Source organism: Candidatus Hydrogenedentota bacterium (assembly GCA_013359265.1).
Classification (GTDB): domain Bacteria; phylum Hydrogenedentota; class Hydrogenedentia; order Hydrogenedentales; family SLHB01; genus JABWCD01.
This window is the reverse complement of record JABWCD010000020.1, coordinates 121,513-132,852: the sequence shown is the minus strand read 5'-3', so window position 1 is coordinate 132,852 and position 11,340 is coordinate 121,513. Positions and strand designations below refer to the sequence as shown.

9 protein-coding genes are annotated in these 11,340 nt (G+C 59.3%); 6 read left to right on the top strand and 3 right to left on the bottom strand.

The features are described from left to right. Positions 1–368 precede the first annotated feature (368 nt). On the bottom strand, positions 369–1,343 hold the full coding sequence (locus HUU46_17445; GenBank protein ID NUM55436.1) for a PKD domain-containing protein: 975 nt from the start codon (positions 1,341–1,343) through the stop codon (positions 369–371). Between the two features lie 51 nt (positions 1,344–1,394). On the opposite strand from HUU46_17445, the gene HUU46_17440 reads away from it, so the two are divergent. The 6 genes from HUU46_17440 to HUU46_17415 all read left to right on the top strand — a co-directional run bounded on the left by HUU46_17440 (position 1,395) and on the right by HUU46_17415 (position 8,164). Then, complete coding sequence (locus HUU46_17440; protein NUM55435.1) at positions 1,395–3,101, top strand: CocE/NonD family hydrolase; 1,707 nt, start codon at positions 1,395–1,397, stop codon at positions 3,099–3,101. A 695-nt stretch (positions 3,102–3,796) separates the two neighbouring features. Further along, positions 3,797–4,249, top strand: coding sequence for a PaaI family thioesterase (locus tag HUU46_17435; protein ID NUM55434.1), 453 nt, complete (start codon positions 3,797–3,799; stop codon positions 4,247–4,249). A 114-nt stretch (positions 4,250–4,363) separates the two neighbouring features. Then, positions 4,364–5,461, top strand: coding sequence for a threonine synthase (locus HUU46_17430; GenBank protein NUM55433.1), 1,098 nt, complete (start codon positions 4,364–4,366; stop codon positions 5,459–5,461). Between the two features lie 89 nt (positions 5,462–5,550). Then, on the top strand, positions 5,551–6,402 hold the full coding sequence (locus HUU46_17425; GenBank protein NUM55432.1) for a glycosyltransferase: 852 nt from the start codon (positions 5,551–5,553) through the stop codon (positions 6,400–6,402). Between the two features lie 2 nt (positions 6,403–6,404). Continuing rightward, complete coding sequence (locus HUU46_17420; GenBank protein ID NUM55431.1) at positions 6,405–7,073, top strand: HAD-IA family hydrolase; 669 nt, start codon at positions 6,405–6,407, stop codon at positions 7,071–7,073. A 143-nt stretch (positions 7,074–7,216) separates the two neighbouring features. Next, positions 7,217–8,164 (top strand): acetylxylan esterase, encoded by a 948-nt coding sequence (locus HUU46_17415; GenBank protein ID NUM55430.1) that lies wholly within the window; start codon positions 7,217–7,219, stop codon positions 8,162–8,164. A gap of 31 nt (positions 8,165–8,195) precedes the next feature. Here HUU46_17415 and HUU46_17410 read toward each other — a convergent pair whose 3' ends face one another. Beyond that, a complete protein-coding gene (locus HUU46_17410) occupies positions 8,196–10,445 on the bottom strand; it encodes a hypothetical protein (GenBank protein NUM55429.1) in 2,250 nt (749 codons plus the stop codon). Next, positions 10,442–11,254 carry an aldolase gene (locus HUU46_17405; GenBank protein ID NUM55428.1) on the bottom strand — a complete coding sequence of 271 codons (813 nt, stop codon included), beginning with the start codon at positions 11,252–11,254 and terminating at the stop codon, positions 10,442–10,444. The genes HUU46_17410 and HUU46_17405 overlap by 4 nt, the downstream gene beginning before the upstream one ends. Between the last annotated feature and the right edge of the window lie 86 nt (positions 11,255–11,340).

The window sequence follows — 11,340 nt, the reverse complement described above, 5'->3', positions numbered from 1 at the left end:
AACCTACAGTAGCACACGCACCAGGAATCGGCTAACATGCAATCAACCAACCCCGGTTCCCTAACATTTCACTTGGTCTACAAAACGGGGGCCGCCCACCCAGCGTGTTGCACTGGGGTGGGGCTTGGTTTTGCTTTTTTTGGCGAGACAAGGGGTCTCGATGGTTTTTCGACCAAGTGCGAAACGCACGGGCCCGCATGTCTCGCAGCGAGTCATCCGCTCATTTGCATGGACGCTCAGCATTCCGCCGATTGGCGTCGAAACGCCTGCCGCGGCGTTCGCCGGGGTATGTTCTGATCGTGAAGATTACGAGCGGCGTTGATCTCCATGACCATCGATGGCGGCGGTTGAGCTGCGCAATCAATTAATCATGGTCTCTCCGCCTGGACATCAATATATCCCAGTTTCACCGCAGTGTTGTCGCCATTTTTGTTCCGAACGGTGAGGTAGACGTCGTATACGGCGGAGAGAGTGTAAAGGTGCTGGGGGTGTTGTTCGGTGCTTGTGGCGCCGTCGCCGAAGTCCCAGAGCCAGGAGAGGATGCCTGACGCGCCGGGCACTGATAGGTCTTTGAACTGGACAGCGGCGCCGGCGATGGGGCGGCGGGTGGATGCGACGAAGTCGGCGGCTGGCGCGGCGGGCTGTTTCACGGTCACGCAATTTTGGCGGACACGGACATCAGACCCGCTGGTAGACGTGACGGATAGCGATACGGTGTAGCTGCCGGTGCTTTCATAGGCGTGGACGGGATTGCGCTCGGCGCTGGTCGCGCCGTCGCCGAAGTCCCATTTCCAGGCGGTTACCGGCGCGGCCCCGGTGAGCACGCGGGTGGCGTCATTGAAGAGCACGAGTTCGCCGGGGCGCGCGCGCGCGTTGGAGACGCGGAAGTCGGCGGAGACGATTGCATTCGCAGCGACGTGGACGAGCGTGTCGGCGTAGCCCGGGGAAGTGAAGCGGACGAGACAGGTGTTTCGTCCGGGTTTCATCGCCGCGCGCGCAACCGAAAATACGATTGCGGTGCTGTCGTTCGGCCCGGCGCTGAAGAACTGACTGGGGGACACCGTGAGCCAGGGCGCATCGAACTGGGCGCTTATGGAGAGCCGGGCGCCGGCGCGTGGCGCGGCGACTTGAATGGACTCGTTGAGTTTGGCCGTGCCGAGGTCGATGGCGTTCGGAGTGACGCGAAGCTGTTCGCCGGCCTGTTCGCCGCAGCCGGCCGAGAGGAACGCGATTGCGACGGATAGCGTCAATGACCAGGAGAAGGCGGCGCTTTCGCGCCACACGCGAAGGCGATCCGCGCGGACGCGGGCCCGTTTGTTGGCCGGCTTGATCTTGGACAGCATGTTCGTCAATCGTTTGGTGCGTTCGCCGTAGCTTACCGCAGGGAGAAGGTTGTGCGCATTCTGACCAGAGTAGTTGTCATGCTGGCATGTGCCTGCGTTGCGTTGGCGGATGCGGCAAATACGACGACGCACGACGTGGCGATGCACGATGGCGTTGTATTGAAGACGGACGTCTACCTGCCGGGGAAGGCCGCCGACGCGTACCCTGCTGTTTTGGTCCGCAGTCCGTATCCGCGTGCGGTGGTCGCCACGCAATCGGCGAATCTGACCGAGAAGGGATTTGCGGTCGTAGTGCAGGACGCACGCGGCACCGGCGACAGCGGCGGCGCGTTCACCGGGTTTCTGGACGATGGCTGGGGGACGAACCGAGATGGCGCCGAGACCGTTGCGTGGATTCGTGAGCAGCCTTGGTGCGACGGGAACGTGGGAACGATGGGAGGATCGGCTGCGGGCAACACGCAAGTCTTGCTGGCGCCGGTAACGCGCGAGGTGCGCTGCCAGATCATCGAAGTAGCCGCATATGACTTCTATCGCGACCTTGCGTACCCCGGCGGCGTGTGGCGGCCGGAGCAGAGCGATGCGTGGTTCAAAATGTTCGGAGAGAAGGGCGAAGCGGCGCGCGCGACTTTGCGGGCGCACCCGGCGTACGACGAATTGTGGGTGGGCCTTAACGCCGAGGTGAAAGCAGGCGACGTGGCCGCGCCCGCGCTGCACATCGGCGGCTGGTTTGACATCTTCAAGGACGGCACGTTGCGCGCGTTCACATCGCGCCAGGAGCGCGGCGGCGAAGGCGCGAAGGGAAATCAAAAGTTGATCATGAAATGGTCCGGGCACGGGGACTATCCGAAGGACTTGCCGCTGAAGTTTCCCGAGAATGTATTCGACGTGAAGGTATCCAAACTGCGCGACCGCATGCTTGCGTATTGGCTCAAGGGCGACGGCGAGATCGGGGACATTCCCACGGTGCAGTATTACGTCATAGGGGACGACACGCGCACGGGCGCGCCGGGGATGGAATGGCGTACGGCGAACCGCTGGCCACCGTTTCCGCCGCACACGAAATCGTTGTACCTTTACGGACAGGAGTTGCAGGAGGCGCCGCCGGAGAACTTTGTGACGCGCACGTACACGTACGATCCCGCGGATCCGTGTCCGACGACGGGCGGATGCAACCTGACGATTCCGTTTGGTCCGTTCGATCAGCGCGTGTTGTTGGAGCGCAAGGACGTGTTGTTGTTCACGGGTCCGGCGCTCGAGGCACCGGTGGAGATGACCGGACCAGTGCGCCTGAGGTTGTTTGTATCGACGGATGCGCCGGACACGGATTTCTGTGCGAAGCTTATCGACATCTATCCCAAGGGGGACGACCGGCACATTCTCGCGCTCGAATCGATCCAACGTGTGAAATACCGCGACGGATTCGAGAAGCCCGCGCCGCCGCTAACCCGCGACGAGGTCGTGCAAATCGAGATCGATTTAGGCAGCATCAGTTGGATATTCGACAAGGGCCACCGGGTGGCGATACTGGTTTCGAGCAGCAACTATCCGCACTTCGAGGTGAACCCCAACAATGGGGACGATTTCCCGACGATGGAAACCATGCGGAAAGCGGACAATTCGATCCACATGGGCCCGAAATTTCCGAGCGCGTTGATCGTGCCGGTGCGCTGGCCCGACCTGGATACGGACGGCGACGGAGTACCGGACGAAATGGAATGGAACAACGGCACGGATATTCGCGACGTGAGTTCGAAGTAGTCGTCATGCCCTGTTGGGCACCCAGAAACCATGGGAATGCAATTTCAGATTTGAAATCTCAGAGTTCAAAGCAATACGAGCGGATTGTCTTAAAGGTCTGTTTTCTGAGTAGTTGTCATACCCCTGTCGGGGCACCCAGAAACCATGAGAATGCGATCTCAGATTTGAAATCTCAGAGTTCAAAGCAATACGAGCAGGATGCCTTAAAGGTCTACTTTTGGAAAAGTCGTCGTGCCCATATCGGGGCAACTGGAAACGATGAGAATGCAATTTCAGATTTGAAATCTCATATTTCAAACTAACACGAGCGGGATGTCTTAAAGGTCTATTTTTGGAAAAGTCGTCGTGCCCATATCGGGGCAACTGGAAACGATGAGAATGCAATTTCAGATTTGCAATCTCATATTTCAAAGCAACACGAGCAGGATGTCTTAAAGGTCTATTTTTGGAGTAGATGTCATGCCCTTATCAGTGCAACCGGAAACGATGAGAATGCAATTTCAGATTTGAAATCTCATATTTCAAACCAACACGAGCAGGATGTCTTAAAGGTCTACTTTTGGAATAGTCGTCGTGCCCATATCGGGGCAACTGGAAACGATGAGAATGCAATTTCAAATTTGAAATCTCAGATTTCAAACTAACACGAGCGGAATGTCTAAAAGGTCCATTTTCGGAATAGGAGCGCACGTTTGATGGAGACATTTGAGTCGGCCAACGCGGAGTTTCGGCGGGCGGTCGAGGAAATATTTAATAAGGCGAAGTTCATCCAGTCGCTTGGCATTCGGCTGAAAGACGTTGGACCCGGCTGGTGCGAGACGACGCTGGTCCTCGAACCTCGCCACTTGCAGCAGGACGGGTTTGCGCATGCGGGTGTCGTCGCCACGATGGCGGACCATACGTCCGGCGCGGCGAGCGGATCGCTGGTCGCGCGGGAGGCGATGGTACTGACCGTCGAGTACAAGATAAACCTGATGCGGCCCGGCACCGGCGAATCGCTGTTCTGCCGGGCGGAGGTACTTCGCGCGGGAAAGCGAATCATCGTCGCGGAGTCTTCCGTGTACGCAACCGCGGGAGGCAAGCAGAAACTCGCCGCCAAGGGCCTGTTTACGCTGTCGGTCCTGCCTTCCCAGTCCCCGGCCGGGTAGAAGCTCGAAAAGAAGGCATCAGTTGCCCGGTTCGTGTACACTATTGGCCCCGGGGTGTGGGACGTCCGAAGCGAGAGACCGCCCACCCCCGTTTGCCATGCCAAGGGCCGCAGGATGACGAACCCAGGTTTAATAGAACGGTATCGCAAGTATTTGCCGGTGTCGCCCAAGACGCGGGTGATTACGCTGAACGAAGGGTCGACGCCTCTGATCCAGGCGCACAACCTGAGCGAGGCGATCGACCCGAAGCTGGACATCTACCTCAAGTACGAGGGGTTGAACCCGACCGGGTCGTTCAAGGACCGCGGCATGACCATGGCGATAACGCGCGCGGTTGAAGACGGGTTCAAGGCGGTGATGTGCGCGTCCACCGGAAACACGTCCGCGTCTGCGGCGGCGTATGCGGCGCGCGCGCGCATCAAGTGTGTGGTGCTTATTCCGGACGGGAAGATCGCCATGGGCAAACTGTCCCAGGCGATGATCCACGGCGCGAAGGTGATTCAGGTCAAGGGGAACTTTGACGATGCACTGAAGTTGGTGCGGAAAATCTGCGACGAGCAGCCCATCCAGTTGGTCAACTCGGTCAACCCATATCGCATCGAGGGCCAGAAGACGGGCGCATTTGAAATCGTGGACGATTTCGAGGGGGTTGCGCCGGACTTTCACGCGCTGCCGGTCGGGAACGCGGGAAACATTACCGCGTACTGGAAAGGGTTTAAGGAATACCACGCGTCGCGTAAGGCGCAAAATCTTCCCCGAATGCTTGGGTTCCAGGCGGCTGGGGCGGCGCCCATCGTGCTGGGCCATCCCGTGGAAAACCCGCAAACGTTTGCGACCGCGATCCGCATCGGCAACCCGGCGAGTTGGCAGCAGGCGGAAGCCGCGCGAGACGAGTCTAATGGCGTCATTGGCATGGTGACGGACCATGAGATACGCGTCGCGTATCAGAAACTGGCGGCGACCGAAGGCGTGTTTTGCGAACCGGCGAGCGCGGCGAGCATCGCCGGCATTATCAAGTTGGTCGAGAGCGGATTCTTCGCGGACGCGAAACCGTTCACCGGGTCGCGCGTTCGCATCACGTGCGTCCTCACTGGACACGGATTGAAGGATCCGGACAATGCCCTCAAGGCTGCCGAGCAGCCGGTGACCGTCGAGGCCGACGAGTACGCCGTGCTCGACGCCATTGGAATAGGTGAACCCGCCTTGGCGTAACCATTTAGGTGATTTCCCGGTCATAGTTTGACAATGATACGGCCCCGCCTCCGGCGGCTGTATGCGATATTTTACATAAGGAACATGAAATGGCCAGGTTTTCAGTAGTTATCCCTGCGTACAATGAGGAAAAGTTTTTACCTCGCACAATCGCTTCTATTCGCAGGGCCGAGGCGGCTCTCGGGGAAAAAGTCGAGATCATCGTGTCCGATAACCTGAGCACGGATCGAACCAAGGAAGTCGCCCGAGAACTGGGAGCGATGGTGGTTGACGAGCACGTGCGCTGCATCTCCGCCGTTCGCAACCGGGGTGCGCGGGCGGCGACGGGAGAAATCCTCGTGTTCGTGGACGCGGACGATTCGATGTCGGAGAACATGTTGGTTGAGGTGCGGTCGATTATGGATAGCGGGCGTTATGTTGGCGGCGGCGCGCGCAACACGGCGTATGATCGCAAGAGCCTCGGGATTACGACGACGCACGGGCTCCTGCAATTTCGGCTTTGGGTCGAGGGGATCTCGTTGTTTCTCTTCTTTACGCGAAAAGAAACGTTCGACGCGATTGGCGGCTACAATGTGAATATGAAGGTTGGCGAGGATTATGAGATCGCGGTGAGACTGCGCCGGCACGGCGAAGCACGGGGCAAGAAGTTTGCGAACGTGACGACGGCCACGTTGGTGAAATCGTCCCGCAAGTTTAACGAATACGGCGATTGGGCGACGTTCCGCCATCCGATCATGGCAATCAAGGCGATCTTGAACCGGCCTGACGCGATCCACGAGATTTGGTACAAGGCGCGCCGTGAATCGCCGGCAGCAGAACAATTCGACACGCACGAGTCCCAGCGTGTCAGCCCCGATTCGATTCTGGGTAAAGGTGCGAAGCCCGGCTACGCCGAGTGCACACCATCCGCGCCGTCGCGGGTATCCGTCGAGCGGGAGTGACAATGGAGAAGTACGGCCTGATTTTCGATATGGATGGTGTCCTCGCGGACACGGAAGCCTTGATCGCGCGCGCGAGCATCGAGATGTTTCGCGAGCTGTACGATGCGGAACTGACCGCGGACGATTTTCGGCCATTCATCGGAACGGGTGCGGTGCGCTACGTAGAAGGGCCGGCGGAGGCGCTGGGAATTCGAATCGAGTTGGAGCGCGCGCTTGAAGTGCGGCTGAATAACTTCCAGAAGCTGCTCGACGCGGGCGAGTGTCAGGCGTGCCCCGGCGCCGTGGAATTGGTAGAGGCCGCGGCGCGCAGCGGCGAATGGAAACTCGCAATCGCAACGTCCAGTCCCCGCCCCAAAGCCATGCCCACGTTGGAAGCCGCGGGCATCCCTGTGGAGATGTTTTCCGAAATCATTACGGGGGACATGGTCACGCACAAGAAACCGCACCCGGAGATTTACGAGGCTGCGCAGCGCGCAGTAGGGTTCGCGAAGGAAAACTGCGTTGTAATCGAAGATGCCGTCACCGGCGTGACCTCGGCAAAGGCGGCGGGCCTGAAGTGCATCGCGGTAACGAACAGTTTTCGGCGCGACGAATTGGCAGAGGCCGACATTGTCTTGGGTTCACTCGAGGACGTCAATCTCGGGCTGCTGCGGCGGTTGGTCGGAGACTGATAGTAATGGGGCGCTTGTCGGACATGGCTGATGCGTCGGACAAGCGGGACAACGGGATTGTTGGGCAAACACGCCGCCGCTTTTTGCAGACCAGTGTCGCGCTCGCGTCAACCGCCATCACCGCACCGGAAGGAGACGCCGCCATGCGTTCATCCCGCGAATTCGTCGCGCACCAAAAGAGGCGCCGGGAGGAATTGTGGTCGCTTCTGGGCGATTTGCCGGAGCGGCGAACGCCCACGGCAAAGGTCCTCCACGTCGAACAGTTGCAGGGGTACAAGCTCGAACATCTCATTCTCGACTTGAATGGCATTCAACCCGTTCCGGCGCTGATGCTCATTCCGGATAACATCAAGACGCCTGCGCCCGCGGTGCAATACATCCATTGGCATGGGGGCGACTACTTCGTCGGCAAACACGAACTGTTGCGCGGCACGAGCGCGATGCGGGCCTATGCGCCGGTCTACGCGCAAAAGGGAATCGTCGCGCTGGCGATCGACAGTTGGTGTTTCGGCGAGCGCGCGCCTTATCCCAATGATGGCGGACGAGGCGAGGGCGATACGTTCAAGGAGATGATCTGGAAAGGCCAAGTCCTCTTCGGGATGATGATGTTCGACGAGTGGCAGGCGCTCAATTACTTGTGTTCGCGACCCGAGGTGGACGAAAAGCGCATCGGTTCCTTCGGCATCTCGATGGGATCGACCAAGTCATGGTGGTTGGCCGCCCTGGACGAACGCATCAAGGTCTGCATGGATCTCTGTTGCCTCACGGATTTCGAGGCGCTGCTCGCCGAGCACGGCCAGTACCGCCACGGAATCTACTACTACGTGCCGAGCCTGCTGAAACATTTTCAAACGCATGACATCAACGAACTGATTGTGCCGCGACCGCGATTAAGTCTTAATGGCCGGAAGGACGGCCTCACCCCGCCTCACGGAGTCGAGCGCGTGCGTGACTATCTGTACCCGCTCTACAAACAATATGGCCGCGAAAGAGACTGCCGCATCGAGTTGTTTGATTGCGGCCACGAAGAGTTGCCGGAGATGCGCGCAATCATTCTCGATTGGCTCGACACGTACTTGGTGAACGCATAGACGCAGCGCCGAGAGTGACGTTGCAGATTCCCTAAAACCCTACATCTGGCCGTTGCGGTCCGTCATACGGCTTCGCCCCGAGCTGTCGTCCGCTGCGATCGACATCGATGAGATTCCTGTCTTTGGTCTCCGGAGGCAGCACCATACCGTAATACCGTGCCATCCAATACGCGTCAAGGAAGGCCGAGGGGTCCGCGACTGATTTGCCTCCCCCGCCGTCCAACCGCAGGAAATCGTTATCCCAGCGGGACGGACCGATGTTCCGCGCGGACATGCTCTTCCAGTCGCACACGTAATTGATAAAGCCGTCCGGGACCTGTAGGTCGGCGCGGCACGAATTCACGTAGGTATAGTTGCGGCAGTCCAAGGGCCATTCCTGAAGGTTTTTTAGCGCGCGCGCATTGTCCATTTCGTTGCCAGTCAACGCGCCGTAGAGGTAGTTAAACCAGGGCATCGTCTCAATGCGTTTGACTTCCCAACTTCGTTCGAGGCTACGCCTGTATATCGACCGTAGTGCGGGATCGCGCTCGTAGGTCAACAGGGGATGGTAGGCGAGAAACGCCAGCCGATCGTCGAAGTGCGTGACAACGGGAAAGACCAGTTTCTGGCGCAACACTTCGTTGTGATACCCCCAGTCCAACAACTGCTGCCGGGCGGCGTTGAATTTTTCGTCGCCGGTGATAGCGTGCGTCAACGTAACCATCGACAACGCTTCCATTCCGTTCAATCCGCGCGCCTCGTATCCATATGGGCGCTGCAAGTACTCCGGGTCCCATCTGGCCCACCGCGTCGGTTTGCCATCCAGGTCCCGCAATACCCATCCGTTGTCTACGATGTGCCCGACGATTCGACGCAGATGCTCTCGAGCGGCATCTTTTTCCTTGCCCTGCGCCACCAGCTCATAAAAGATCATGGTGGATTGCATATGGGCATCGACTTCGTCGCTCGATGTGTCGCCTTTCCACAACCACTTGCCGTCGGGCGTCGGGTTCCACTCGGAGGGCAGCCCGGCGGACCCGGTTTCGGCGAGCATCGAGGGTTCGCCGACCGTCGCTATGGCCCTAGCCGGGAAACCCGGGATAGACGAAATCTGTTCACACCAGCGGAGCGTACGAAACACGTCGACCGCCTGTTCGCGCACGTTCGGGTCCTTGGTCACGGCGTACTTGAAGCAGTACGCGTTCAGTAGATGCGCCGCCCACCCGCCGTCGTTGTCGCTGATGAAGCGAATCCACTCGTTGCGTTGAGCATCCCAGGTGAGCGAGCTGATGAACCCGAGCCGCCGCATCCCCCATTCGTCGATCCAACGCTCGTACCACGCCGCCTTCTTTTGCAGCGTGTACGGTTCATACGAAACGATCCCCATTCCGCCATCGGTTGCGATGTAGGCGACGCGGTCGCCGCACGCTATTGCGTTTACCCGATCGTGAGGTATCCAGCGTTGATAGCCGAAATAGTGGAACTCGCCGTTCACGGCGCGGATCGCGCCGCGCTTGGCGCCGATCCAGAAATCGTCTTTCTCGAAGCCTTTTGCGACGCAGGTTGTGTCTTCGTAGCACAACCCGTCTTTGCCGGTAAGCGTCACAAAGCTCATGCCGCGCAATTGCGCGAGGCCCTTGTCGGTCGCAACCAGTAGCCGGCCACCCAACGTCATCGCATCGCGCACGATCGAACCAAGCGGCAAGTGACCCCAGTCGTTAACGAAGTAGTATTGGAACGTACCGCCATGCAGGAACGCCAAGCGATCGTCGTGACGAATGTAGAGGGTCTCTGCGTACGATGCCACGCCGCGGATCGGAGTTGGTGGCGGGTTGTCGTGTAGTGGCGCCAGCACATCGCCTTCGAGCTTGTAGAGATGTGTGGGCGAGGCGATGACGACATCGCCCAAGTGCGTGCATGCGTCGACAAAAGTCTCGTCAGAAAGCTTGGTCCACTCGCCTTTGGCGAACCGCCAAAGACCGCGCTCCGGAAACGCCCACAGCGCACCGTTCAGCGACTTTAGTCGCCGGACACTTTCGGCGGGCCCGCCCGCCGCAGTCAACGTGTCGCCATCAAGCCGATGGACGCCGTGCGCGTTTCCGATATATGCGACGCTGTCCAGCACCGCGACGGCAAGCAGCGGTTCCGGAGTCTCGATAGTGCGTCCAACCTCCTGCAGGTATACGTCGTCCCGAACGGGAGTCCAAAGCGGATTCTCCGGACGGGGCAATTCTCCCCATGCGACGCCTGCCAACACAGACAACGCGGACGCAATAATTACAGGAACGATCGCAAACCTCATTGTGCGTCTCCCATAGACCGGCGCAGCACGTCAAACTCCGCGCGGAGCGCCATGCGCGCGGCGTGTTGATCGCTACTGTGCACGATAAAATTCGCGCCTTCCCTCGCCCACTCGATCTCCCGATTCGTATCCTCGGAGTAATGCAGTCCAACCCCCACGTTGGCAGCGCGAGACTTTGAAATGATTGTAGACACCGCGGCGAGAAACGTTGGGTGCCCATACTGTTCAGGGACGCCGAGGCTGCACGACAAGTCGTGCGGCCCGATTAGCACGGCGTCGAGGCCGGGCACGGCAAGAAGGTCATCAAGCCGATCGAGCGCGGGGCGGCTCTCTACATTGATAACGAGTACGTTGCCCGCGTTCCGCTCGTGTATGTATCGGTCCAGTTCGGGTTCCGGCAGATCTTCGCCCGTCAATATCTTCGTGAGGCGATCGCCTTTCAGCGGCCGAAGTTTTACTGCCCCGCGCAGCGACTGCACTTGTTCGACTGTCTCCACGTACGGCGCGATAATTCCAGACGCGCCGCCATCCAACGCACAGCAGGCTTGATAGGGGTCCGGAGACGGAATCCTCACGATTGGCGCGATTCCGAGTTCTCGGTAATACCGGCACAACCACGAGAGTGTGCCGCGATCAATGGGGGTGTGCTCCGTGTCGAGAAATGCAAAGTCGAGGCGAAGCTCCGACGCCATTCCCAGCCAATGCGGCGCGATAGAAGTAATGCACGTTCCGTACACGCGCCGGCCGCCGCGCAGCGCAAGCGAAAGCGATTCTCCGTCCACGTTGAATCTCCCGATCGGATCGCCCATCCGGTTCGCGCGCCAAAAACGCCCCACGCCAGTATAGGGATCGCGGCATTATTCCGCACTCAAAACCTCCGCGGGACTTTGACCAA

Excerpts from the sequence above, each read along its gene's own strand:
- HUU46_17445 (NUM55436.1), bottom strand. The coding sequence starts at position 1,343 with ATGCTGTCCAAGATCAAGCCGGCCAACAAACGGGCCCGCGTCCGCGCG.
- HUU46_17435 (NUM55434.1), top strand. The coding sequence starts at position 3,797 with ATGGAGACATTTGAGTCGGCCAACGCGGAGTTTCGGCGGGCGGTCGAG.
- HUU46_17430 (NUM55433.1), top strand. The coding sequence starts at position 4,364 with ATGACGAACCCAGGTTTAATAGAACGGTATCGCAAGTATTTGCCGGTG.
- HUU46_17425 (NUM55432.1), top strand. The coding sequence starts at position 5,551 with ATGGCCAGGTTTTCAGTAGTTATCCCTGCGTACAATGAGGAAAAGTTT.
- HUU46_17420 (NUM55431.1), top strand. The coding sequence starts at position 6,405 with ATGGAGAAGTACGGCCTGATTTTCGATATGGATGGTGTCCTCGCGGAC.
- HUU46_17415 (NUM55430.1), top strand. The coding sequence starts at position 7,217 with ATGCGTTCATCCCGCGAATTCGTCGCGCACCAAAAGAGGCGCCGGGAG.
- HUU46_17410 (NUM55429.1), bottom strand. The coding sequence starts at position 10,445 with ATGAGGTTTGCGATCGTTCCTGTAATTATTGCGTCCGCGTTGTCTGTG.
- HUU46_17405 (NUM55428.1), bottom strand. The coding sequence starts at position 11,254 with ATGGGCGATCCGATCGGGAGATTCAACGTGGACGGAGAATCGCTTTCG.